Below are 23,819 nucleotides of genomic sequence, written 5' to 3' on the forward strand. Positions count from 1 at the left end.
AAAGGTTCGCCATCGGGGTTTGCTGATCAGCTGATGATGCCCTTGGATTTGGCTTCCTTGAGCCAGCTCGGGAACTCTTCCATCAGCTTGTCGTAGAGCTTCTCCTCGGTGATCTCGTGCAGATCATCCAGGGCGAAGAAGCTGCAGTTGTCAACGACTCTGCCTCCCATGTCATCCAGCTTTTCAAGAATGCCGTAGCCGCGTCCGCCCAGACCTACGAAATTCCAGTGCAGAGGCAGCTTGGCTGCATCGGTCATTAGCTTGGTGATCTTGCGGTTCTCGTGCACCCCGCCATCACTGATGAAGAGCACGTACACAGGAGAGCGATCGCCGGATCTGGTGTAGAAATCGATTACGGCCTCCATCACCTTGGGCTCATCGTTCACGCGCGAACCGACGTCCCAGTCACGCCAACCGTAGTTGTCCGTGTTGATGAAGTTGTGGAAGTTGCTGAGGGTGATGTTGGATAGGCGCTGCGGCTTGGCCCCGAATGCCCAGCAGTCGATCGAACCGTCGTCATCGAAATGTACTGCCAGAGGCACTAGCCGGTTGACGACCTCCTGCACACGCCCCTTGGAATACTGGCCGTTCATGGAGCCGGAGGCGTCCAGCACCAGAGCAACGCGAGCCTTCACATTCGTGAGATTGGCTTTTTCAAGCGAGATCGTCGCCTTCTTCGCCAAGCTGATCAGCTGTGGGGCGGCCGCCTCGATTTTCTTTTCCAGTGAGATGGTCGCCTGAACCATCGAGGGGGCTGGAGCGGGCGCAGGCGCAGGGTCACTCACCTCTCCGCCGAAGTGCTTGACGAGGGCGGCAAGGCCATCGTTGAACCCCTGCAGATTCGATGCAAGCCGCCACTGTCCGTCCTTACGGTAGATGTCCGCCAGCATGATCGCCTTCTCGCCGGCAAAGGTACTGCCGCTGAAAGAACACGTCGCAACTATCTGTCCAGAGGCATCCTTGATCGAGAAGGAGCTGGATTGGATCTCGCGCATCGACCCCGGGCCATCAATGGCGGCGGTGAACACCAGGCGATCAATGGAGGAGGGGAGTGTGCTGAGTTGCAGCGCAAACTCGCCCGGGGCGGTCTGCCGTACGCTGGAGCAGGGTGACGTCGGCTGGTTGTAAAAGGTCATGTAGCGGTCGTCGCTCAGATGCCCACGGGAATCCAGGCCGAAGCACGAAACGTCCACGGAGTTGGGGGACCCGATTGGGAGCTGTACCGACACCGACAGGGCATGACCCTGGATGAGGTTCGACAACGGCATTCGTTGTCCTTGGGTGATCTGCTGCATCTAAGGCTTCCTTGATTGAACGAACGCGCACCAGGTGCTGGCCGAGATATTAGCGCGGCCGGTCGCAAGTGGCGCACCAAACTGAAGGGGAGCGCTCGCAGCCCCTAACCGCGCTTTCGTAAATGCCAAGGGGGTGCTCCAGCAAAGTGCGCGAAAGCCCCCTTTCGAACGCTCAAAAAAGCCAGTGAAAGCACACCGGGAAATCGTGGGTGTGCCTTCGCTTGAAGATCAGAACCCCATCGTTAGGCTTGGAGAATGTCGGGAGATCGCAGATTTTCTGGCGTCAATTATTGGTAGCAAGCTTTCGAACAAGCAGGCAAAATGCCACTAGCAAGATAGTGGCCTCCTCCTGGATCGAAGGTTTTTTGGCTGCTGGTTCCGATTTCTGACAAGGACCCGTTGGATGCTTCTCGTTGCTCTCGTTGTTCTCAACGCGATCTGTCTGATCTGCGGCCTCATTTTCAACGCCGAACTCCTGAATCTGGCCGGCGCCGATGTCCCCCTCAAGCAGCTCCAATCCCTAGAGATTTACAGCCAGATCCTGGCCGCGGTGAGCGTTTGTCTGTTCGGCTGGCGGGTATGCATTTGGGCGCACCGCCGGTGGGGCGGCACGCAGTACATTGCCTGGTCAATCGTCGCAAGCACCTTGTTTGTAGGCCCGATCACATGGGTGGTTCAGGGCGAAGCTCCCGACCTGATTGCTGAGAAATTCCCGTCGACCCTTCGGGTATACAGCCTGTACGCCTACGTCACGAAAAAGGGCCTGCTCTACGACTCTCTGCAAATCCCCGGCGTCCCCTACAGCACATACAGAAATGCGGGTGAAGGCAAAGCATTCCTCGCCAATATCGGCGTCCTGATGAGTTTGCAGGGCTCCTATGTGGAGCAGATTGATCGCAACTTCCAAGGCTTCGCGACGGTGGTATTCCGCGGTTACACGCGCAGGAATGCGGATTCGCTGTACGAGCGCCTCCAGGAAGAGGTGGTCCCAGTCACAGAAGACGTAATCAGGGAGTACGCAAAGCTGGAGGCGTTCCGAGCTACCCGCGTTCCTGGCTACGAGTGGAAACCCATCGCATGGCCCAAGCCCAATGACGCGTTGGGATACAAACCAACCGTCCGTGATCTTGCCCTATCGATCAAACCCGGCCTGCGATCCAGAGAAAGAATCTCCAATACCCCAGAAGTCCGCTACATGGCGAAGGAAGCGCTAGGCCCTCTCTACGTGAAGGATATGGACGTTCTCGCCAGCCGAGCTCAGTTCGACAGATATCTGCCGGGCATCGCCGCCAACATGGCCTTTGATGTCGCCCACACCGATATCCAGGGTGAGCAAGGCATCACCGTCCTGAAGCACATGTGGTTCGTTCCCTGGTCGCTGATAAGCGGGCTGTTCATGGGTGCGCTCAACATCGTAGGGCTGGTGATTTCCGCAGCTGAACGCGGCGGGCTGGTGCAAGGGCGCCGCCGCATGGTTCGAGCCACAGCTGTCCTCCTCATCATCGCGGTTCCCCTGTTCTCGGGGAACGCAATCATCAAGTCGGACGGGTACCGGACGGCATTCAGAAGTATCGAGAAAGGCCCAACGATCATGGCCGGCATCTTCCATTGGGCGATGTCAGCTGAGGCCATTCTCTACAACCTGACCAAACCACTGCTGAAAGCAGAGTAATATCACCACACGGGAGTGATCCATCGTGCGTAAGAAGTTCGTCGCATCGATTCTGGCAGTAGCCATCGCAGCCTCAGCTACAGGCTGTGCCGAAATGGGCATCAACAAGGAGCAGGCCGGCACCATCATTGGCGGCCTGGCTGGTGCAGCCGTCGGCGCAACCATGGGCAAAGGCAATGGCAAAATTGCTGCGACGCTGATCGCTGCCGGCATCGGCGGGTACATCGGCAACCGCATCGGCAACATGCTGGATGAAAGGGATCAGCAAGCACTCGCTTTGCGTACCCAGGAAGTATTGAGCCAGCCTGTCACCGCTTCTGCTCAGCCGGTAACCTGGGCCTCCGACCACTCCGGTGCCACCGCACAGATCACTCCCGGCAAGGAGTTCACCCAGACCAAGCCCGTTGAGGTGAAGCGCGCACCGAAGATCCAGGCCGTGCCCAGCATGAAGCTGATCAACGAACAGTACGTCAGCACGGCTAGCCTGAATGTCCGCGCCGCACCCAATCAGAAAGCCGACAAGGTCGGTGGTCTTCCCACCAATACCGAATTCACCGCCGTCGGCTCCACCGGCGACTGGATTCTGGTTGGCCGTAAAGGCGTGACCGTTGGTTACGTTCACAAAGACTACGTCCAACCAAAGTCTCAGGTTGTGGCGAAGGCCAGTTCCCCCGCCGTGAACCTGGACGAAATGAACGTCTCCGCGAACAAGGAAACCAAGGCGTTCGATCTGGACTCCATCCAGTCCCTACCGACCGAGCAAGTCGCGGTCGAGACCTCGTGCCGCCCGGTGACCGTGAGCCTCAAATCGGATAAGGGCCAGTCCGAGCAGCAGAACACCTTCTGCAAACAAGCGAACGGCACCTGGGAACTGATCTAAGGACAACCATGAAAAAGCGCGCAATCGCGCTGGCAGTGATCAGTGCTTGCGGCGGCCTCGCGTCGCAACAAGCACTTGCCCACGAGCTGGCCTACTCGAAGAAAGACAACATCAAAGTTGAAGTACCGGGAGACGCAAGCAACTGGTGCAAGCCCGATCTGGAAATGACCATCAGTCGTCCTGCCTGGGATAACAAGGAGCTGTTGGCCGGCTTGGTCTCCAAGCTGCCGTTCGTACTCGGCAAAGACTGCCCGACGGCAAAGGTGACCTGGAAAGCTGTTGATGCCAGCGGCAATCTGTATGCCAGCGGCTCGGGTACTGCATCCAACCTGGGTCTTGTGACTCTCGCCGTTGGTCATACAGATCCAGCACCGTCTCCCGTCCAGGCGCCGAGTTCAGCACCTGCTACTCCGGTGGCTGCGCCAACTCCGTCACCGGCACCCGAAACAGCCCCAGCTCCCACCGTTGCCGCAGAAACTGTTCAAACGCCGGCACAACCGGCAGCACTGCCGGCTGTTACCTCCGCGCCGGCGCAACCTTCGCCTGCCCCGGCAACCGCGGCCGAAGCACCTATGCCCAGCCAGCCTGCAGTCGCTGAAACCAAGGCAGAAACTCCGGCCGCACCTGCCCCGGCACCTGCCGCCCCCACAGCAGTATCTGCATCTCCGACTTCCGACTTTGGTCGTGCGATCGTGGTTGGTCATCCCCAATTGGTCGAGGTCGCAGACGACGCCGGCTGCAAATGGGTGATGAGCAAGAATGCAGTAGAGGGTGAAGTTGGCCTGGCGTTCGGCTCGGCCCCGGCCATGCCTTGCCCTGCCTCGGGATTCGCTCAGGGCTCCTTCGACAAGCTGACATGGAAGATCCCAGGAAGTTACCGTGGCGATTCGTGGCAGAAGATCTTCGTCCATCCAAGCGGTCTGATGTTCAACAAGGGACTGGAAGAGGCCGTGAAAGGCAAAGCACTCTCATTCCTGAGTGTGAACGCCGATCAGGCGCTGTTTTTGGTCGGCGAAGTCCCTGACCGGCAGATGAAGGTCTATCTGGCATTCCAACGTGGCAGTTACCGCGTCCTCGGGCCGTTCAATAGCGAGCCTTACTACGTTGTGACGACCCCTGATGAGTCGTTTGCCCTTGATGCCGTGGAGTACAAAAAAGCGGCGACAGAGGTCTTCCAACTGATCAAGGCGACCTCGCCCTCGACCGTGGAGGTGCAGAACTTCTACGTGGCGAAGACCCTCAGCGATCTGTACCCGGCATCCGGCTGGGGTGATGACAAGGGCAAGATTGTTCGCAGTCGCCTCGGGGAGAATCGCGGTCAGTTCTACTTCGACGTCAAGGAAGGCTCCAACTGGGCCATGCAGCGCGAACAGCAACGCCTGCGTGAAGAGCGTCGCCGCCAGGAACAAATGGCCGAACTCCATACCCGAGTTCTGGCCCGCTACGAGCAGCTCAAGGCAGGCATGAAGGACTACGAAGGCCGGGAAACCGAAGCCCTCGCGAAAATGGCAGGCATCCAAGTTAGCTTTGGCTCGCCGCTGGCGCTACAGGACCCGAACTCCTCCAAGCGTACCGACCTGATGATGGTCCACGTCACTGGCAAGTCCGGCGACTTCTACGACATCGATTTCCCTGCCAAAGGCCGCCTGATCTCGAATCAGGAGTTCGAGAAGGAGTGGTACGTGGTGCCGGTTGCGAACGTCACGCCCTTCCTGCCATTCGACGACGGCCGCGCCATCCCAACCTTCCGTGGCAACCTGCCGTTTGCTCCCGAGGCGTGCAAGCAGGACCACTGCGCGGACAAGGTTTCCTTCGGCGCGGTTCTGGCCCGTGAATTCGGTGCCGATTCCGGTATTGATTTCAGTTGGACCCCGGAATCATCGCAGTCCTTCATCCAGGCCTGGAAGAACGCTTCCGCCCAGATTCAATAAGGCGTCACCATGACTAAATCGATGAACAAGAAGCACATCCTGATCGCTTCCATCGCAGCGGCGGTGGTGGTGGTCGGCGGCGTGACCGCAATGATCTCCAGCTCGGGCAAGAAGTCTGCGCTGAGCTACTACGACAGCTTCAAGGAGCGGTACTTCCTCCAGGATGTGCTCTCTGAGGGGGATGTCTCGTACTCGGTCTTCTCCGGCAACCTGACCGTCAAGAACCCCGAAATTCGTCTTGCTGCCGCCCAAACCAACGGAGCTGAGCAGTTCCTGCAAGGCCTGCGCGGGCTCTTCGAGTCGGCAAGCGGCCGTTCAAGCGATGAAGGCCTGCTGGGATGGGCCAAATACCAGGTTACCTCCACTGCCGGCCGCAACGCCGGCGGCATCTACATGAAGGCTGACGAGCTGAAGATAAGCCACTCCGGCGACAGCAAAGACGGCGAGATCCACGTCCAATTGCTGGGAATGGAGATGGCCAACCCCTTCATCTCGCGTAAAGGCGCCGAAGTTGTTCTGGTTGGTGACCTGACCGCTGACAACGAATGGGAAGCAGCTGACAGTGCGAGCAGCGAGGTGAAGCTGCCCTATTCCTGGGGCACCAACATGGCCGTGCGCAGCCCGGTTACCGGGGCGTTCATCGTGGGGGCAACCGGGGACTTCGGCACCAAGGTCGATCTCGACTTCACCATCAAACGCTCAGACGACGGTGAGGGCTCCATGAAGTTCGTGGTGACCCATCGGAACGACGGCAGCGAGGTTGGCCAGATCGTCCGCCAGGCTGATTTTGCCTTGCTCCCCGAGCTTGACGACGTACAGGACCTGCTGAAGAACGCACTGAGCAGCTTCGTTGTGTCTGCGTATAGCAACTCCACAGGCCTCTCCGTCCTCGCCGACGCAGCCAGCGGGTTTGCGCGGAAAGCCAAGGCGGAGAACTACTCGGTGACCTACAAGGGCTTCAGCCCGCTGAAGGATGCCTTCGGCGCATTCCAGGCCAAGGCAGCCAAAGCCAAGTTCGATGCATTCTGCCAAGAGGTTGGTCTGTCCACCTGGCAGAGCGACTTCGGTGCCAAGGCGAAAGGGCACAGCGATAGCGAATGCGCAATCGCTCAGAAGCTCGTCGACGACGGCAAGTTCGAGGAGGAATACAAGTTCAGTGAAGGCAAAACCCTGTTCGCCTCGATCTTCGTGAGCCGCTCGTACGAAATCGATACGAACTGATCCACCTGCTGCAGCCCGGAGTCCCGGGCTGCTTTCAGGCCCTAGCAGCTAGTGGCCTCCTCTACAGTGCCTCTGGTGCTTCCGACGGAGCGGTTAAGCACCTGAAGAACGGCTGGACAGGCTCTTGGGTTACGACTTTGCGCATCCATCTCGAATGGGTGGCAGAGGAGAAGAGAATCGTCATCGGCCATTGCGGCCGTCACCTGCCGGGACCGGAATTTCGTGAGCGCTCGATCATCCGGGGGCTGGTGAAAATCGCTCTAGGGGGTGGTGACAACCCTCACCCTCGGTACACTGGCCCGAAACTCCAGTGGGCTAACCCCATGTTCGATCTTGACCATCAACTTGCACAGGAAATAGCTGACCGGGCGATGAGCGTCCTGAGATGCAACGTGAACGTGATGGACAGCCAAGGCCTGATCATCGGCACGGGGGAGGCTGAGCGGCTCTACACGCGCCATGAGGGCGCGCAGCTGGTGTTGGCAAATAGCCGGGCCGTTGAGATCGACAGTGCAGCTGCTAGCTCGCTCAGGGGCGTGCAGGAAGGGGTGAACCTACCTCTCTGCCTGGATGACCAGGTAATTGGCGTCATCGGCGTTTCTGGAGCGCCTGATGACGTCAGGGTCCATGCCGAGCTGGTCAAGATGACCGCAGAGATGCTGGTCGCACAGCGGAGCGATCAGAAGCACCGGATCTGGATTCAGGAGAGGAGGGAGGGTGTGCTTGCCAGCCTCCTTCTCAAAGGCCGCCCATCCCTGCGGGTACTGGCGGAGGCACATCGGCTGGGTTTGAAACCGGACCTCGCCCGCACCGCCGTAGTTTTCGATTTGAGTGCACCGGATGAGCTTGAGCAGACGAAGCAATGGCTCAACAGGCAGGGGCATGACACCTGGTGCGTCAGCCTGCACGAGACCAGCCTTGTGTGGTGCACTCCGCGCCCGGTTCAGCCCGCCCTATTGGAGCAGCTGGACACCGCCGGCAGAAAGACCGTCAGGATCATGGTTGGAAATCCCACGATCGAGGCACGACACCTTCACAAGGAGGTGCTGCAGCTCTCCGATCTCGCTGCCTACGCCCAGGAGAAGCTGCCTGGCGATCGGTGGCTTCAGTTGACCGCTCACAGAATTCCGGTCGCGGCATGGAGATTCCGTTCAGAAGCCGGGTTCAGAGAGCTGGCCAAGCCATACGAGGCTCTGCAGAACGATGAATCCAACAACCAGCTGAGCAAAACCCTGCAAGCGTGGTTCGACCACGGCGGCGACGTCCAGGCCTGTGCGGATGCCCTAAATATCCACCGGAACACGCTCCGGTACCGACTGCAGCGCGTCTCGGAGATCACCGGCATCGATCTTTCCTCCCCGAAAGGAGCGGCAGAACTGTACCTCAGCATGACCCTGGCCAAGGTGTAGGGTATTCCAACTCCTTTGTGCAAACGCACAAAAGCACCTCTCCATTTTCGTACTTCCCACATACTCGACTTCGACTTTCAGCGGAAGAATCTCCCCAACAAGAAAGGGCATGTAGCCCAAGGAGACCCGCATGAAAGTCGTGATCGCGCCTGATTCCTTCAAAGAGAGCCTGTCGGCGGAACTGGTTGCCGAAGCCATCGCCGCCGGCGTCCGTGACGCCATCCCTGATGCAGAAATCGTCTGCGTTCCAATGGCCGATGGCGGTGAGGGCACGGTCGACGCGGTACTGGCAGCTACTGGCGGAGAACGCCGGACCAACACGGTCCGTGGTCCGCTCGGGGCCGAAGTCAGTGCTACTTGGGGCTGGCTGCAGGAAACCAAGACCGCAGTGATTGAGATGGCCGCGGCGAGCGGTATTCATCTGGTGCCAGCGGCCCAGCGAGATGCAACTAGTGCCTCAACCTACGGCACCGGCCAGCTGGTTCTGCAGGCCCTGGACGCAGGGGCGCAGCGAATCATCATGGGCTTCGGCGGTAGCGCAACCAACGATGGCGGTACCGGAATGCTGCGAGCGCTTGGTGCCAGATTCCTGAGCGCCTCCGGAGAGGAGATCGAGGAGGGTGGCCTGGCGCTGCAATCGTTGGGGCAGATCGATCTGAGCCCGATGGACAAAAGGCTACACAAAATCCGCTTTGATGTTGCCTGCGATGTCGACAACCCCCTGACAGGCCCCAAGGGTGCATCCCACGTCTTCGGCCCCCAGAAAGGTGCCTCTCCAGACCAGGTCCTACTGCTGGACAAGGCATTGGGTGCCTATGCCGATCTGACTGCTGAATTACTCGGGAAGGACGTACGTGATTTTCCGGGCGCTGGCGCTGCAGGTGGCATCGGGTTCGCGGCACGAGCGTTCCTGAGCGCAGAGTTCCTCCCAGGCGTGCAGCTGGTTGCGGACCTTTCCGGGTTAAGTCAGGCCGTTCAAGGAGCAGACTTGGTGATCACGGGGGAGGGCAAGCTCGACGAGCAGACGCTGCATGGGAAAACGCCGGCCGGTGTGGCCGCCGTGGCATCTGCCGCCGGCGTGCCCACTGTGGCGATCGCCGGGACACTCGGGAAGGGTTACCAGCGACTGCGAGAGGTTGGTATCGCCGCGGCCTTCTCCATCACCTCTGGCCCAATGACGCTTGAGGACGCATGTGCGGGGGCGGCAGAGCTCCTCAGGGAGCGGGCATCCGATGTTATGCAGGTCTGGGGTATCGCTGCGCGGGGATAATCCCGCGCCTCACCACTGGGCAGGTAGTGCTCATGCCGGCCCTATCCCCCTTGTTGGGATGCTTCCCGAAGTATCTCGAGGAAAACATCATGCCCGCTGCGTCCCTGGAGCTTACGGGCAGTCCTGTACCACCATGGCGAGGCAGGGTGGGGAGTGTGGTCAACGACCCGGCCAGCAACCCTGAGTGACGTGATGAGTTCCTGCGAAGCGGCAGCATTCCAGGCAAGCTTGGTGCAGAACAAAATTGCGTGAGGCTGAAAGACCTGAGCAACTTCCTCCAGTACCTGTGCGCTCACCATTCGGTCCAGGTCCGAAACGCGGATCGACTTACCGGTTACCTCAGCGGGCCTCTGGAAGTAGTTCATGTAGGCCAATCTGGAGAAGGGAGCAGCACCGTTCGAGAACCCGGCTTCGGCGAGGGAAACCGAAAGGCGGCGGAAGATGGTCTTGGATTTGCCCTTCCAGTTGGTCTCCAAGCCTTTCGCAACGACCCCACGGGTTAGCATCCACGCGACAGAGTTATCCGCCGGCAGATAGACCCCGCGTACCAGGCCTCTGGGTCATGGTGATAGGTCACTTCCTCCAGAAGGTAATGGCTCTCCCCAAGGATCAGCAGTTTCAGTGGGGACGCGCGGTACCCGCTTCCAACCCACGGCAACAGGTTCGGGTAGCGGCTGTAGTGCTCCACCTGGAGAAGAAGGTCATCGAAATGGGAGTCGTGCATCAGGCCCAGCAATCCTAAGTTAGCATTGAGAAGTTAGGTTTCATCGAGGTGTATCTGCTCAGCGAGAAGGGCTCGCGCCTCTCGGAGGACGGAGACTCTCGACTCCCACTCCACCTGCTCGATCATCTGACGACGTTCGTAGTGCAGATCCAGCTGCACTTTCAGATTGAGCTGCAATTGCTTCCGCTGCTCTGGTGTCAGGGTCAACACCTCAGTGAGGAAGCTCCACCCAAAATCAGGGGAAATACCGGACTTGGTGTAAAAAAGCTCAACCAGGTACCGGATCTCCCCAAAGCCGCCCAAGCGGAGGCTGAGGTCAAACTCTGTGAGAAAGAGGTCTTCGTCGAAGTCACATTTCTCAGTGATGCCCAGTCTGTAGGTGCGGTACCGGTCATCTCTGGCTGCTCCGTGATACCTGTGCCAGGACATGTTGGGTACCTGGAAAGATGTCGGCTCAGATGAAGCCCATGACGCAGAGGGCATCTTTGCGCCGCGGACGAGATGCTGAACGCCTGCCTCCAATTCGTCCTCTGTGAAGGCTGCGTCAGGAATGTCGTGGTCATCAAAATCCGTCATGAGCAGACCGAGAGTGGGAAAATGGACAGCCGAGATTATTGAAGCTGAGCCGATGTTCCAAGGCACCACTGATCCGTTCCGATGATGGCAACTCAACCCCAATGTGCCACCTGAATGATAACCTTGGAGGCACCAACATTCATCATCAAGGAACGATCAATGAAGAAGCTGATTCTGGCCCTGGCACTGTCTACTCTCGGATCGAGCATGGCTTTTGCCGCAAGCAATATCGGTCAGTGCGTGTACCCCAAGAACACCGTCGGGCCTGACGGCAACCTGCAGTTCAAACAGCAGATCGTCATCCTCAGCCAGCCAGATGGCGAAGGCACTAATTCCTTACTGAAGACCTTCAGTTCGTTCACGGTTGGGGCAGAGGCAAACGGGTACATCCAGCTGGTTACGACGCCAGATTACGATTTGCCTGAACCTGATCAGGCGGCAGGCAAGATCTTCGGATGGGCGAAGCTCAAAGACTTCGACTCTGTCCCGCCGCGGAACTGCAATTAAACCGCCAACGCCAGCGATTCGGGATGGAAGCCATCGGTAGTCCGCGGGCTTCCTCTGATCAGCTCACGAACTCAACCGCGGCGTCATACAGCTGTTTCGCGTCGAGCACCGCCTCGTGGCAGGCGGCATCCATCGCCGCGTGACAGCCCGGATTAATCTCTCCACGGGCAACTCGCGATTCCACAATCTTGGCGGCGATTTGGCTGATACGGCTTTTGCGGTGGTCCAGTGCATGTGCTGCAGCGCTCATAGGTGTGACCTGAAAGGTGGTGAGGCTTCGACCATAGCTCCTGGATGCACGTGCCAGAACCTATGCGGCAGCGGCTGGAACATCAATGGCTTGCTGAATGACCCGTTGGGTAAGGTAAGTCCAGCCAAGAGGGTCCTGGAGCGTAGCGAAGTAGCCGACCAGCCTTCCCTCACGATCCCAGCATAACCTGACGAGGTCTCCGGCTTCATTTTCCATCCCATCAAGAGCGAGGCAGGGCAGGGTATCGCTGATCTCCAGCATCCACGCCAGGCCCGAGGACAGAGCATCGTCAGGGGATTGGTGAAGCTGTAGGTCCATCCCGTGGGCCATATCACCAGCAATCTGCACGCAGTGAAGATCAACACGTCCTGCAGATTCCCCGACCCGGATGAAATAGGCCACCAGGTCTTCGCCGCGCCATGCAGACATCATGCTCCCAAGCTGAGGGAAGACGTGGCTGTGTACGTGGGTGGTGCCATGAACTCGGCCAACTTCACTCAACCAATCCAAGCCCGTGGCGCTGAGGTGGCCGACGTCGTTCCCTTGCATGTGGAACACAGCTTGGTGGTGCTTCATGTACCGTTCTCCGTGGACTTCGAGCCTGATCTGAATTTCCAGGAAATTCGGTGGGTTCATGATTGAAGCCGGGAATGATAACGGGCGGTAGCGCATCACCCGGCCGAAACACCTGGTCTGGAATCCCTGGCCCCAACAGACGTAAATTCGCCGAATCGGCCGTTACACTTCAGCCACGAGATTCAGATTCCATCGGCATCCGAATCTTTCCAGAACAGGCGCAGGACGCCTCTGTATAAACCCAAGGAAATGGCAAGACATGACGCAACAACTCAAACCCGGCGAAAACACTGCACTCACTCATACCCAGGGTAAGGTAGAGGTCACCCACAAGGACGGGGACGGCCTTGATGTGAATCTCACAGCTTTCCTTGTGACTGAAGCTGGAAAAGTCCAGAACGACGAAGGGATGGTCTTCTTCAATGCACCGGTGCACCCATCCTCTGCTGCATCGTTCATCGAACCTGCAAGGGATTCTGGGCAGGTGAAGCATGCGATCAGCTTCGACCTGAACTGTCTGCCAACCGGTGTCACTAAGATCGCAATCACCCTGACACAAGACGGGCCCGTGGGCGGCTTTGCAGCAGTCCGTGATCTACGGGCACGCGTGATCGCTGGAGATCAGGTACTGGACCTTATCCCAGGTGCTTTCGATCAGGAAACCGGCATCATCGTGCTTGAGCTCTATGTGCGGGGCGGACAGGCGAAAGCGCGCTCGGTTTGGCAGGGATTCGCTTCTGGCCTCGCCGGGCTATGCGGTATGTACGGAGTTGAAGTAGATGATGCTCCTCCTCCGGCCGCGGCCCAGCCGCCGGCCTCTCCCGTCAAACTGACGAAGACCGTAATCACCCTTGAGAAGCCTGGTGCGACGCACAAGGTGTCTCTTGAGAAAGGCCCGTCTGCGCCGAAAGCAATCAAGGTCTCCGCAACCTGGATCGACAACGGTGACGGCCGCGACAACGACGACCTAGATCTACGCATTGGCATCCTTCGTCCAGACGGGCGCATGTCCATCATCCAGGCCCCCGACAAGAGCGGGGCTTTCGCTTCTGACCCCTATGTGCTGCACACCGGCGACGTTGTAAGCGCGAGTGCATCGGCTCCGGGGATCGAGACAGTCGAAATCAACCCAGCCATCTCCAAGCTCATGGGCGGGAAGGTGGCGCTGGTTTGCAGCGTCTACTCGGCCGTCGACAACGGAGCTGTTTCCATCTCCTCTCTGAAACCACGTATGAGAATGGAGTACGGCGACCAGGTCGTGGAGTGTGCCTTCGAATTCAAGAAGGGTGGGTTCTTCAGCAGCCTGGTTTACACCTACGTGCTGGGTACTGTGGTCGTTGACGGGGACGAGATCACCATCAGCCCAAGCGGAGCAACCTCCCGCTCTGGGAGTGAAGCCACTCCCTGGCTCAGCTGGAAGGGGGGGCAGTTGGATCTGACTATGGATGGCCCCCACGTCTTCAAGGGACGTCCACTGGACCGGAAGGGCAGTAAGCAGTACGTCTAAGACCGGAAAGTCCTGAGCGCTCCGGCTACACGGTGTGCTCAGGTGCTGCTCGGCGTATTTCCAGTAAGTGATGCAGCAGGGTAAACCATGGCCAAACACAGCCCCTCAATTGCGAGGAACCAGATCCGTCGCTCCTTGATGGCCATCATCGATCCATACCCCACAGCCGATGAACTTGCGATGCTTTGGAAGCACTTCAGCAACCGCTGCGCCTACTGCGATGTCGAGGTGAGCAAGGAAGCTCGTGACGGGCAGGTCGACCACATCATCTCTGCGGCCTTGGGAGGCAAGAACGGCGTGCACAACCACGTCTTGGCGTGTGGTCGGTGCAACGGAGACGAGAAGCGAGAACTGGACTGGCTGACGTTCCTCAAGCAGAAGATCCCGGATCAAGCCGTCCGTGATCAGCGCCAGCAGAAGATCATTGCCTGGATCGGCGACGGCGCCGACCAAAGCAAACTGAGTGAGGTACAGGAGGAGCAGGTTGCCGAGATCATCAAGCAGGCTCTGCAGGCCTTCGACGTAGCAGTAACCGCAATGCGGGAGTTACGCGATCAGAGAAAGGTCAACTCTGCATCACCAGAGAGTAACCCCGGTGACAAACAGCCAGGCGCCGAGCGGGACCCCAAATACGAGACCGGCACCTAGGCAACAAAACAATACGATCAGCGTCTCCGAATTCAAGCCTGGTACTTCTCCCCAGAAGCTGGCAGGCCGTTTGGCCGGCGCGTGCCGAATCGGTACTACCTTCGAATCCCGTCCGGCAGTGGGCCTCTCGGCTGGCTCGCGTGCAGGCTTGGCTCTAGATGACGCGGCTTGCTCGGCAAGGGTCCGATTGTCGTCGAGTTGGGATTGGCGGTACTTGGGTACCGCGGAGGATTTCTTCATCGTCAGACATGAGATTCACGGGGCACAGAAGGCTAACATCCTGATTTCGCTGACAACTTCGAAAAGAGGGCCGGGAGATCCGGCCCTCGGCATATTCGGGAGTTGGGATGCTAGCGAATCTCCCCGCATCGAAGCCTTAACCTTGGCGCTGTCCGCCACCATTGGGGGCTGCAGCCAGGAACCGACTCGCGAGCCGGCTAAAGGGGAGTGACTGTATCCAAACAGTTCCCGGCCCGCGAAGAGTGCCGAGGAACATACCCTCGCCGCCAAAAAGCATGCTTTTGATCCCACCTGCAGGCCGAATGTCAAAGTCGACGCTGGCAGTCATAGCAGCAAGACAGCCCGTGTCGATGTCCAACTGCTCCCCAGGAGCGAGCTCGATCTTGCGTAAGGTTCCGCCCATGTGGACGAACACCACACCATCCCCTTCCAACTTCTGCAGACAGAACCCTTCGCCGCCGAACAAGCCTGTGAGGATCTTCTTCTGGAAGTGCAAGCCGATAGAGACGCCCTTGGAGCCGGCCAGGAAGCTGTCCTTCTGGCAGATAAGGCGCCCGCCGAAGGCTTTAAGATCCAGAGCGAGGATTGTGCCGGGGAAGGGCGCAGCGAAGGCAACGACGCCCTTGCCGGGCCGCTTCTGAGTGAAGACTGTGGTGAACATTCCCTCACCAGTGATGAGCCTCTTCCCGGCGCTGAAAAGCTTGCCCACGAATCCGCTGTCCGAATCGCTGCCATCCCCAAAAATCGTTGTCATCTCGACGCTGGGAGACTTGAACATCAAGGCCCCGGCCTCCGCGACTGCACTCTCGCCCTCGTCCAGCTCCACCTCTACAAACTGCAGGTCGCTTCCGTGCACCTTATAGTCGATCCCATCGGTACGCTTATTCGATCCATAGCCTTGGGACATGCCTCCGCCAGGTAACTCCTGAACCACGGTGCTGGATGCAACTGAAGGGGGCGGCGTTGGCTCAGGGGCGGATGCAGGAGGGGAATAGGTAGAGGCAAGCGCCACTCCGGCCGGAAACGACAACGGCTTCGCCGAGATCATCTCAGCTGCCGGGGCGGGTAGCGGGGTACCGTCACGTTTCGCCGGGCGGATTTCAGGCACAAGGTGGACCAACTCCCAGTCAGACATGCCAGACCGCCAGCACCAGGAGCCTGGTGATTCCCTGGCAATCAACTTCGCCTTTTCGGTATCCATCGGGCCAGCGAGTTTGCCGTTCACAGATAAGGTCCAGTTCGCCAACGGCGTAACTCCAATATTAGGGTCACGAAAGCCTATCAACTTTGAGTTGCTGGCGTGGGCATTTGCGTTACCAGTGGAAGGAAAGACGGCTATCCACGACCTTAGACGCTGCATCCCCAGCCCAGTCTTCATGGTTGCCAGGAACGTACAGTATGCACCGAGGGCGGGTCCTACCTGTGTAGATCGCAGTAGAGAGTCATTTGGTGTCCGAACGGGTTGATTCAGGTCGCGAAAACAGTTTGGGATTGTGGCGGATGTAGTCTGCCCGGTCATCGGTGCTTCTGGCGTGCAGGCGGGGCACTGGCGCCAAGCTGTTAGGCGTCGCCGCAATGAAAGGCCGTCATGGGCGGCGAGCTTACTTAGCTTGATAAGGGATTGCAGTACCGACTGGTGGTGAGAGAAGCCCCCCTTTGGCCTGCTCGTTGGGGCTCTGTAATTAATGGACTTAATGTGGTTGGTGCGCGTTAGGCCTAGTAACTGTCGCTCGTTGCGTTTGTGGCAATGCAATATGCCGCCCAGTCGCTCATCAATGCCCGGCGTCTCTCCAGAAAATCCGAGCGCGAGTAGGCCGCTTCGGTTTGGTCTCGCTCATCGTGTGCTAAAGCAAACTCGCAAACTTCTCGTGGGTAGTGTGTGCATTCACTTGCCCAATCTCGGAAGGTTGAGCGGAATCCGTGACGTGTGATGTCAGCATGTCCTAACCGATGGAGCAGGTTGCGGATCGCGTTAGTGTGCATGACCCCGCTTTTACCGTGCCCGGGGAAGAGGAACGGCGAGTCAGTATGCTTCACCGTCTGAAGCAGTTCTATGGCTGGCGCAGGTAGGGGAACGAGAAAGGCTTTTTTCATCTTCATGCGTTCGGCAGGAAGCGTCCATATTCCCTCTTCGAGATCGAACTCGCTCCACTGGGCGAGTCGCACCATGTGCGATCTTGCGCCCGTGATAATCAACAGGCGAGCAGCTAATGCATCTCGGCTGGAGTCCTTCTGGAGCTTGGCTATCAGTTCCGGCAGATCACGCCAGTGCATGGCGGGAAAGTGCTGCCGCTGTCGTGCCTTTTTCTTTTCAGCTTTGCTGAGGAGATTTTCAAGGTGCCCGCGCCAGCGAGCGGGGTTATCTCCCTGACGTAGTCCGTGCGCTTTCGCGGCATCGAGGATTTGCTCGATCTGGCCGCGTATCTCATCTGCAGTACGGGTTTTAGATGCCCAGATGGGGCGCAGGACCTTCAGTACGTGCTCGGTCTGTACGGCATCCGCGGAGAACTTGCCTAAGACAGGGAAGGCATGGAGCTCAAGCTTACGAAGCCAACCCGTGCGCCATTTCTCCGACCAGTTTTCTCCGTGAGCTTTCAGATGCTCGTCTGCAAGCTCTTCGAATGTGGTGCGTTGTGCAGCAGCTGAACGCTCGGCTTCGCGCTTCGCCTCCTTTTCGGCATCGCGTTTAGCGAGAGGGTCGGCACCACTGACGAGATTTTTTCGCTGCTCCCCTGCAAGCAGTCGCGCTTGGCTGAGGGAAACTGTGGGGAAGGGGCCAAGCCCCATCTCGCGACTTTTCCCATTCAGCTTGTATCGGAAGATCCAGCTTGAGGAGCCGCCTTTGGCTACCTGGAAGTAGAGCCCATCACCGTCATTGGTCTTTCCCGCGACTGAGGCTCTTGCCAATGACTCGACAGTCTTGCTCGTCAGCTTACCCATACCCTTGCCTCTTCGGTAAACCCACACCTTGACCCACACTTTGGCGGTGGATTCAGCTAGTCTTTGCTGGACGTTATGAGACCAATGGTAGGCCGTAATACCTTTATTTTCTAGGGTTCTCGGATTTTTCTAGATTTTGCTGGATGCTAAAAACGCCGGTCTCAGACCGGCGTTTTCTTATGCTGCTGGCGATACTCGCCCGGTGTCTGGTCGGTCCAGCCCTTGAAGCTGCGGTGGAACGAGCGCGACTCGGTGAAGCCCAGGTACTGGGCGATGTCCTGGATCGGCAGGTCGCTGTGTACCAGGTAATGCTCGGCCAGCTCCTGGCGCAGCTCGTCGAGGATCTGCTGGTAGCTGGTGCCGGCCTGCTGCAGGTGGCGCTGCAGGGTGCGCACCGTCATCTCGAAACGTTCGGCGACACGCTCCTTGCGCGGCAGGCCATCCTTGAGCAGCAGGCGCAGGGCGTTCTTCACCCGCAGCGGCAGCGGCTCGTCGTCGTCCAGCTCGGCCATCAGCGCCAGGGCGTGTTCTTCCAGGGTGCGCAGCAGGTTGGCGTCGGCCTGGCGCAGGGGATAGCTCAGCAGTTGCAGGGGCACCAGCAGGGCGCTGAAGGGTTGCTCGAAACGCACCGGGCAGCCGAATAGCTGCTCGTACTCGGCGATATCGGTGCCCTCGGGCTGTGGGTGTTCGAACCAGACTTCCTGCGGGGAGCCGCTGGTGTCGGCGATCCAGCGCGCATACAGCAGCCAGGAGGCCAGCACGTTCTCCACCATGTGCCGGCGGATCTGCGCGGCCTCGTGGCGGCAATTCCAGATCAGCTTGATGTGGTCTCCGCCAGGCTCCAGGCGGCTGACGCCCATGTCGCCGACCAGCTTCTCGTAGGGAATGATGCGGCCCATGGCTTCGCCCAGGTTGGCGCAGTTCATGGTGATGTAGCCCAGCACGCTCCACGAGCCCGGCTGCACGAAGCGTGCAGAGTGCAGGCCGAACAGCGGGTCGCCGGAATGCGCGCACAAATGCTGCAGCAGGCGTTCGTGAGCCTCGCTGGGCAGGCGCTGGCTGTTGTCGCTCAGTTGCGAGCGCGCAAGGCCCGCGGCCTTGAGGGCGACGTCCAGGTCCATGCCGAGGGACTCGGCGTGGCGCAGGTATTTCAGCAATGCGGGGACGGAGGTATAGCCGAGGGAATGCATGGCGTTCGTTCTTGTTCTGGTGTCTCGATCGGCAACTGCGCCTGTCTTGATCCGACAGTGACAGGGCAGGGCGGCTGGCTAGTATAGGCAGCCATCAAGCGGCACCGAAATAGCAATCGAAATTGCAGACAGAGACCCTGAATAAAAGGAGCGGGCATGCGACGCTGGAACGGCTGGGGTGAAGAAACGACGGTGGTGGAACTGCCCGACAACGGACGCGGTTTTCTCGCCGAACTGGTCGGCCCGGGCCTGACGCTGCCGGACGCGACGCTGGAGCAGGTACTGGCCAAGGTACCGGCCTCGCGCCTGCCCGAGCATCCGCTGGTGGTGCGCGAAGCCCGCGACCGCCTGCTGCACGCCCGAGGCCAGAGCCTGCCGGACTGGCTGGCGATGCGCGAAGGCGAGTTCGGTGTGTTCCCCGATGGCGTGGCCTACCCGCAGACTGCCGAGCAGATCCGCGAGCTGCTGAAGTTCGCCGAGCTCTGGGACTGCCTGGTGATCCCCTACGGCGGCGGTACTTCGGTGGCCGGTCATATCAACCCGCCGGAGTCCGACAAGGCGGTGCTCACCGTTTCCCTGGAACACATGAACCGCCTGCTGGAGCTGGACGAGCAGAGCCTGATCGCCACTTTTGGCCCCGGCGCCAACGGCCCGCAGGTGGAAAGCCAGCTGCGCGCCCGTGGTTACACCCTCGGCCACTTCCCGCAGTCCTGGGAGCTTTCCACCCTCGGCGGCTGGGTTGCCAGCCGCTCCAGTGGCCAGCAGTCGCTGCGCTACGGGCGCATCGAGCAACTGTTCGCCGGCGGCACACTGGAAACCTTCGCCGGCAGCCTGGAGATCCCGACCTTCCCTGCGTCCTCCGCAGGCCCGGACCTGCGCGAGATGGTGATGGGTTCCGAAGGCCGCTTCGGCATCCTCTCGTCGGTGAAGGTACGGGTCACGCGCATCGCCGACGATGAACGTTTCTACGCGGTGTTCCTGCCGTCCTGGGAGCAGGCGCTGGAAGGCATCCGCACCCTGGTGCAGGCGCGCGTGCCGCTGTCGATGTTGCGCTTGTCGAATGCCATCGAGACCACCACTCAACTGGCCCTGGCCGGCCATCCGGGGCAGATCGCCTGGCTGGAGCGCTACCTGAAGATGCGCGGCGCGGCCGAGGGCAAGTGCATGCTGACCTTCGGCGTCACCGGTGACCGCGCGCAGAACGCGACGTCGCTGCGCGCCGCGCGCCGCCTGCTCAAGGGCTTCGGCGGCGTGTTCACCGGCACCCTGCTGGGCAGGAAATGGGCGCAGAACCGCTTCCGCTTCCCCTACCTGCGCGAAGCGCTGTGGGAGAACGGCTACGTGGTCGATACCCTGGAAACCGCCACCGACTGGTCCAACGTGGACAACCTGCTCAACCGTATCGAGGCCTGCCTGCGCGAAGGCCTGGCCGCCGAGGGCGAGCGCGTGCACGTGTTCACCCACCTGTCGCACGTCTACGGCGAGGGTTCTAGCATCTACACCACCTACGTGTTCCGCCCGGCCGCCAGCTATGCGCAGACACACGAGCGCTGGCGCAAGCTCAAGCATGCCGCCAGCCAGACCATCGCCCAGAACCGCGGCACCATCAGCCACCAGCACGGCGTGGGCAAGGACCACGCGCCTTACCTGCCGGTGGAAAAGGGCCCGCTGGGCATGGCGGCGATCAAGGCGCTGGCCGGGCATTTCGATCCCTCCGGCCGGCTGAACCCCGGCACCTTGCTGCAGGACTGAACCCATGCCTGCCTGGAACGCAGCCTGGCGCGCGCAGGCGCTGCCGGAGCTGGCGGCACGCGACTGGGACCTGATCGTGGTCGGCGGCGGCATCACCGGCGCCGGCATCCTGCGCGAAGCGGCACGGCGCGGATGGCGCTGCCTGCTGGTCGAGCAGCGCGATTTCGCCTGGGGCACCTCCAGCCGCTCATCGAAGATGGTTCACGGCGGCCTGCGCTACATCGCCAAGGGCCAGTTCGGCCTGACCCGTGACTCGGTGCGCGAGCGCCAGCGCCTGCTGGGCGAGGCGCCGGGGCTGGTCGATCCGCTGAGCTTCATCATGCCGCACTACCAGGGCGGCTTCCCCGGCCCGCGGGTGTTCGGCACCCTGCTGTCGCTGTACGACGCGCTGGCGGGGCGGCGCAATCACCTGTTCCATCGCCTGGAGGAACTGCGCTACCTGGCGCCGGGCCTGAAGGAAGATCGCCTGCTGGGCGGCACCCGCTTCCAGGATGCGGTGACCGATGACGCGCGCCTGGTCATGCGTGTGCTGGGCGAAGCGCGAGCCGAGGGCGGCGAAGCACTGAATGGTTTGAAGGTGATCGAACTGGATCGCCGCGACGGTCGCGTTCAGGGGCTGGTTGCCGAGGATCGCGAGAGCGGCGAGCGCTTCACCTTCCGTAGCCGCGCCGTCGCCTTGGCCACTGGCGCCTGGGCCGATGCGCTGCGGCAGAAGCACGGCAGCGAGCACATCCGCCCGCTGCGTGGCAGCCACCTGTTGCTGCCGGCCTGGCGCCTGCCAGTCACCCATGCGTTCAGCTTCATGCACGGGCAGGACAAGCGTCCGGTCTTTGTCTTCCCCTGGGAAGGGGCGACCGTGGTCGGCACCACCGACCTGGATCACCGGGAAACCCTGGACGATGACGCGGCCATCAGCCGCGAAGAGCTGGAGTACTTGCTGGCCGCCTGCGCGCAGCAGTTTCCGGCTGCGCAGATCACCGCCGGCGATGTGCGCTCTACCTGGGCCGGTGTACGCCCGGTGGTCAGCGATGGCACGCCCTCGCTCAAGCCGTCGGATGAAAAACGCGAGCATGCGCTGTGGGTCGAGCCCGGGTGCGTGACTCTTGCTGGCGGCAAGCTCACGACCTTCCGCCTGCTGGCGCTGGAGGTGCTTGCCGCTTGTGCGCCAATGCTGGAGCGCCAGCTGGAAACTGCGCCTGACCACGTCTTCGCGGCCGTCGAGGACGTCGTCCTGCCGGGCCTCATTCCACCTCAGCAGCGCCGCCTGCGCGGGCGCCATGGGCGCTCCTTGCCGGAACTGGCGCGCCTTCTGAACGAGGTGGGCAGCGAGTGTATCGGCCATACCGATTCGCTCTGGGCCGAGCTGGCCTGGGCGGCGGAAGGCGAACTGGTGCTGCACCTGGACGACCTGCTGCTGCGTCGCACCCGCATTGGCCTGCTGCTGGCCGATGGTGGCGCTGCCGAGTTGCCGAGGATTCGCGCCTTGTGTCAGCGCCGCCTGGGCTGGGACGACGCGCGCTGGAAACAGGAAGAACAGGACTACCTGGAGCTGTGGCGCCGCAGCTACAGCCTTCCGCACTGACCGACCCTCCATGACCAAGAGCCCCATGAATAACAACAACTACCTGCTGGCCATCGACAACGGCACTCAGAGCGTGCGCGCGCTGCTCTTCGATCTCCAGGGCAACCTGGTGGGCAAGGGCAAGGTCGAGCTGGAGGCGTATTTCTCCTCGCAGCCCGGTTGGGCGGAGCAGCACCCGGACTATTACTGGGAGCAGCTGGGCGAGGCGTGCAAGCGCCTGTGGGCCAGTGTCGACATCGACCGCAGCCGCATTCGTGGCGTGTCGCTGACTACCCAACGCGGCACGGTGATTCACCTCGACGAAGCCGGCCAGGCCCTGCGCCCGGCGATCATCTGGCTGGACCAGCGCCGCGCGGAGCTGGGCGATCCGATCAAGGGGCCCTGGGGCTGGCTGTTCAAGCTGGTGGGCGCGCAGGGCGCGGTGGACTACTTCCGCACCCAGGCCGAAGTGAACTGGGTGGCCCAGCAGCAGCCGGACATCCACCAGCGCACCCACAAGCTGCTGCTGCTCTCGGGCTTCCTCACCCAGCGCCTGTGCGGGCGTTACGTGGACTCGGTGGCCTGCAGCGTTGCCTACCTGCCGTTCGACTACAAGAAGCTCGCCTGGGCTGCGCCGCGGGACTGGAAGTGGCAGGCGATCGACGTGCGCCCCGAGCAATTACCGGAGCTGTACAAGCCCGGTGAGAAACTGGGCGAGATCACCGCCGAGGCCAGCCGCCTGACCGGTATTCCCGAAGGCCTGCCGCTGATCGCCGCGGGTGCCGACAAGGCCTGCGAAGTACTCGGCGCGGGCGCGATCGACCCGAGCGTGGCATGCCTGTCGTACGGCACCACCGCGACCATCAACACCACCCGTTCGCGCTACCTGGAAACCATCCCGCTGATCCCGCCGTACCCGGCGGCGATTCCCGATCACTACAACACCGAGGTGATGATCTACCGCGGCTTCTGGATGGTCAGTTGGTTCAAGCGCGAGTTCGGCCTGCGCGAGATGCAGCGTGCCGAGGAGCTGGGCGTCGAGCCGGAGAAACTCTTCGACGAACTGGTCAACAGCGTGCCAGCCGGCTCCATGGGCCTGATGCTGCAACCCTACTGGACGCCGGGCATCCGCGAGCCGGGCCTGGAGGCCAAGGGCTCGATCATCGGTTTCGGCGACGTGCACACCCGCGCGCACATCTACCGCGCCATCCTCGAAGGCCTGGCCTACGCGCTGCGCCAGGGCAAGGAGCGCATCGAGAAACGCTCCGGCACCCGCATCCAGCGCCTGCGCGTGGCCGGTGGCGGCTCGCAGAGCGACGCGGCGATGCAGCTCACTGCCGACATCTTCGGCCTGCCGGCGGAGCGCCCGCACGTCTACGAAGCCTCCGGCCTGGGCGCTGCCATCGATTGCGCGGTGGGGCTGAAGCTTTATCCGGACTTCGCCAGCGCCATCGCCGCCATGACCCGCGTCGGCGACGTCTTCCACCCGCGCCCCGAGGCGCAGCGGACCTACGAGCGGCTGTACAACGAGGTCTACCAGCGCATGTACAAGCAGCTCAAGCCGCTGTACCAGAGCATTCGGGAGATCACCGGCTACCCGGCCTGAACCGCCCATTCCCGATTCAGTGATGAAAAGCGAGGAAATTTTCCCGCGCTACTCTGGGTCCATT

At 60.7% G+C, this 23,819-nt stretch carries 19 protein-coding genes; 12 read left to right on the plus strand and 7 right to left on the minus strand.

Translation table 11 applies throughout. The features are described from left to right. Positions 1-26 precede the first annotated feature (26 nt). The gene (locus A9513_RS12020) at positions 27-1,295 is read right to left on the minus strand and encodes a VWA domain-containing protein (RefSeq protein ID WP_065084863.1); all 1,269 of its coding nucleotides are present in this window, start codon (positions 1,293-1,295) and stop codon (positions 27-29) included. Between the two features lie 403 nt (positions 1,296-1,698). Between A9513_RS12020 and A9513_RS12025 the strand changes: the two genes are divergently transcribed. From A9513_RS12025 to A9513_RS12050, 6 genes are all read left to right on the plus strand, one after another. After that, positions 1,699-2,967: a hypothetical protein gene (locus A9513_RS12025; protein WP_065084864.1), complete on the plus strand. Its 1,269-nt coding sequence runs from the start codon at positions 1,699-1,701 to the stop codon at positions 2,965-2,967. A gap of 25 nt (positions 2,968-2,992) precedes the next feature. Next, on the plus strand, positions 2,993-3,847 hold the full coding sequence (locus tag A9513_RS12030; RefSeq protein ID WP_065084865.1) for an SH3 domain-containing protein: 855 nt from the start codon (positions 2,993-2,995) through the stop codon (positions 3,845-3,847). 8 nt (positions 3,848-3,855) lie between these two features. Continuing rightward, entirely contained in the window at positions 3,856-5,778 is a 1,923-nt protein-coding gene (locus tag A9513_RS12035) for a hypothetical protein (RefSeq protein ID WP_065084866.1), read from the plus strand. A gap of 9 nt (positions 5,779-5,787) precedes the next feature. Beyond that, positions 5,788-6,999, plus strand: coding sequence for a hypothetical protein (locus A9513_RS12040; RefSeq protein ID WP_065084867.1), 1,212 nt, complete (start codon positions 5,788-5,790; stop codon positions 6,997-6,999). Between the two features lie 323 nt (positions 7,000-7,322). Further along, positions 7,323-8,408 (plus strand): sugar diacid recognition domain-containing protein, encoded by a 1,086-nt coding sequence (locus A9513_RS12045; RefSeq protein WP_065084868.1) that lies wholly within the window; start codon positions 7,323-7,325, stop codon positions 8,406-8,408. 130 nt (positions 8,409-8,538) lie between these two features. Beyond that, positions 8,539-9,678 (plus strand): glycerate kinase, encoded by a 1,140-nt coding sequence (locus tag A9513_RS12050; protein WP_065084869.1) that lies wholly within the window; start codon positions 8,539-8,541, stop codon positions 9,676-9,678. Positions 9,679-10,435: 757 nt separating this feature from the next. Here A9513_RS12050 and A9513_RS12065 read toward each other — a convergent pair. After that, on the minus strand, positions 10,436-11,044 hold the full coding sequence (locus tag A9513_RS12065) for a hypothetical protein (protein WP_141678384.1): 609 nt from the start codon (positions 11,042-11,044) through the stop codon (positions 10,436-10,438). 93 nt (positions 11,045-11,137) lie between these two features. Between A9513_RS12065 and A9513_RS12070 the strand changes: the two genes are divergently transcribed. Continuing rightward, complete coding sequence (locus A9513_RS12070; RefSeq protein ID WP_065084873.1) at positions 11,138-11,485, plus strand: hypothetical protein; 348 nt, start codon at positions 11,138-11,140, stop codon at positions 11,483-11,485. A gap of 58 nt (positions 11,486-11,543) precedes the next feature. On the opposite strand, the gene A9513_RS12075 is transcribed toward A9513_RS12070, so the two are convergent. Both A9513_RS12075 and A9513_RS12080 read right to left on the minus strand, forming a co-directional pair. Continuing rightward, the gene (locus A9513_RS12075; RefSeq protein ID WP_065084874.1) at positions 11,544-11,735 is read right to left on the minus strand and encodes a hypothetical protein; all 192 of its coding nucleotides are present in this window, start codon (positions 11,733-11,735) and stop codon (positions 11,544-11,546) included. 60 nt (positions 11,736-11,795) lie between these two features. Next, positions 11,796-12,311 carry a hypothetical protein gene (locus tag A9513_RS12080; protein ID WP_065084875.1) on the minus strand — a complete coding sequence of 172 codons (516 nt, stop codon included), beginning with the start codon at positions 12,309-12,311 and terminating at the stop codon, positions 11,796-11,798. Between the two features lie 259 nt (positions 12,312-12,570). Between A9513_RS12080 and A9513_RS12085 the strand changes: the two genes are divergently transcribed. Both A9513_RS12085 and A9513_RS12090 read left to right on the plus strand, forming a co-directional pair. Next, positions 12,571-13,818 (plus strand): TerD family protein, encoded by a 1,248-nt coding sequence (locus A9513_RS12085; protein WP_065084876.1) that lies wholly within the window; start codon positions 12,571-12,573, stop codon positions 13,816-13,818. An 87-nt stretch (positions 13,819-13,905) separates the two neighbouring features. Beyond that, positions 13,906-14,466 carry an HNH endonuclease gene (locus tag A9513_RS12090; RefSeq protein ID WP_065084877.1) on the plus strand — a complete coding sequence of 187 codons (561 nt, stop codon included), beginning with the start codon at positions 13,906-13,908 and terminating at the stop codon, positions 14,464-14,466. A gap of 376 nt (positions 14,467-14,842) precedes the next feature. Here the strand turns inward: A9513_RS12090 and A9513_RS12095 are convergent, their stop codons facing one another. The 3 genes from A9513_RS12095 to A9513_RS12105 all read right to left on the minus strand — a co-directional run bounded on the left by A9513_RS12095 (position 14,843) and on the right by A9513_RS12105 (position 18,836). Further along, positions 14,843-15,931 carry an AIM24 family protein gene (locus tag A9513_RS12095; RefSeq protein ID WP_255302847.1) on the minus strand — a complete coding sequence of 363 codons (1,089 nt, stop codon included), beginning with the start codon at positions 15,929-15,931 and terminating at the stop codon, positions 14,843-14,845. Between the two features lie 491 nt (positions 15,932-16,422). Then, positions 16,423-17,646: a site-specific integrase gene (locus A9513_RS12100; RefSeq protein WP_065084878.1), complete on the minus strand. Its 1,224-nt coding sequence runs from the start codon at positions 17,644-17,646 to the stop codon at positions 16,423-16,425. A gap of 161 nt (positions 17,647-17,807) precedes the next feature. Next, entirely contained in the window at positions 17,808-18,836 is a 1,029-nt protein-coding gene (locus tag A9513_RS12105) for an AraC family transcriptional regulator (RefSeq protein ID WP_065084879.1), read from the minus strand. 156 nt (positions 18,837-18,992) lie between these two features. Between A9513_RS12105 and A9513_RS12110 the strand changes: the two genes are divergently transcribed. From A9513_RS12110 to A9513_RS12120, 3 genes are read left to right on the plus strand one after another with little or no spacing between them, the layout of a single operon-like run. Further along, positions 18,993-20,588, plus strand: a complete 1,596-nt coding sequence (locus A9513_RS12110; RefSeq protein WP_065084880.1) for an FAD-binding oxidoreductase — start codon at positions 18,993-18,995, stop codon at positions 20,586-20,588. A gap of 4 nt (positions 20,589-20,592) precedes the next feature. Then, positions 20,593-22,170, plus strand: coding sequence for a glycerol-3-phosphate dehydrogenase/oxidase (locus A9513_RS12115; RefSeq protein WP_024767354.1), 1,578 nt, complete (start codon positions 20,593-20,595; stop codon positions 22,168-22,170). A gap of 25 nt (positions 22,171-22,195) precedes the next feature. Then, positions 22,196-23,755 (plus strand): FGGY-family carbohydrate kinase, encoded by a 1,560-nt coding sequence (locus tag A9513_RS12120; protein ID WP_065084881.1) that lies wholly within the window; start codon positions 22,196-22,198, stop codon positions 23,753-23,755. Positions 23,756-23,819: the final 64 nt, after the last annotated feature.

It is taken from the genome of Pseudomonas sp. AU12215, assembly GCF_001675465.2.
GTDB lineage: Bacteria > Pseudomonadota > Gammaproteobacteria > Pseudomonadales > Pseudomonadaceae > Pseudomonas > Pseudomonas nitroreducens.

What these genes read in the sequence shown, in the direction of transcription:
- A9513_RS12045 (WP_065084868.1), top strand. Translation starts at nt 7,323, where the DNA reads ATGTTCGATCTTGACCATCAACTTGCACAGGAAATAGCTGACCGGGCG.
- A9513_RS12025 (WP_065084864.1), top strand. Translation starts at nt 1,699, where the DNA reads ATGCTTCTCGTTGCTCTCGTTGTTCTCAACGCGATCTGTCTGATCTGC.
- A9513_RS12100 (WP_065084878.1), bottom strand. Translation starts at nt 17,646, where the DNA reads ATGGGTAAGCTGACGAGCAAGACTGTCGAGTCATTGGCAAGAGCCTCA.
- A9513_RS12020 (WP_065084863.1), bottom strand. Translation starts at nt 1,295, where the DNA reads ATGCAGCAGATCACCCAAGGACAACGAATGCCGTTGTCGAACCTCATC.
- A9513_RS12050 (WP_065084869.1), top strand. Translation starts at nt 8,539, where the DNA reads ATGAAAGTCGTGATCGCGCCTGATTCCTTCAAAGAGAGCCTGTCGGCG.
- A9513_RS12040 (WP_065084867.1), top strand. Translation starts at nt 5,788, where the DNA reads ATGACTAAATCGATGAACAAGAAGCACATCCTGATCGCTTCCATCGCA.
- A9513_RS12115 (WP_024767354.1), top strand. Translation starts at nt 20,593, where the DNA reads ATGCCTGCCTGGAACGCAGCCTGGCGCGCGCAGGCGCTGCCGGAGCTG.
- A9513_RS12085 (WP_065084876.1), top strand. Translation starts at nt 12,571, where the DNA reads ATGACGCAACAACTCAAACCCGGCGAAAACACTGCACTCACTCATACC.
- A9513_RS12120 (WP_065084881.1), top strand. Translation starts at nt 22,196, where the DNA reads ATGAATAACAACAACTACCTGCTGGCCATCGACAACGGCACTCAGAGC.
- A9513_RS12080 (WP_065084875.1), bottom strand. Translation starts at nt 12,311, where the DNA reads ATGAAGCACCACCAAGCTGTGTTCCACATGCAAGGGAACGACGTCGGC.
- A9513_RS12105 (WP_065084879.1), bottom strand. Translation starts at nt 18,836, where the DNA reads ATGCATTCCCTCGGCTATACCTCCGTCCCCGCATTGCTGAAATACCTG.
- A9513_RS12110 (WP_065084880.1), top strand. Translation starts at nt 18,993, where the DNA reads ATGCGACGCTGGAACGGCTGGGGTGAAGAAACGACGGTGGTGGAACTG.
- A9513_RS12035 (WP_065084866.1), top strand. Translation starts at nt 3,856, where the DNA reads ATGAAAAAGCGCGCAATCGCGCTGGCAGTGATCAGTGCTTGCGGCGGC.
- A9513_RS12090 (WP_065084877.1), top strand. Translation starts at nt 13,906, where the DNA reads ATGGCCAAACACAGCCCCTCAATTGCGAGGAACCAGATCCGTCGCTCC.
- A9513_RS12070 (WP_065084873.1), top strand. Translation starts at nt 11,138, where the DNA reads ATGAAGAAGCTGATTCTGGCCCTGGCACTGTCTACTCTCGGATCGAGC.
- A9513_RS12075 (WP_065084874.1), bottom strand. Translation starts at nt 11,735, where the DNA reads ATGAGCGCTGCAGCACATGCACTGGACCACCGCAAAAGCCGTATCAGC.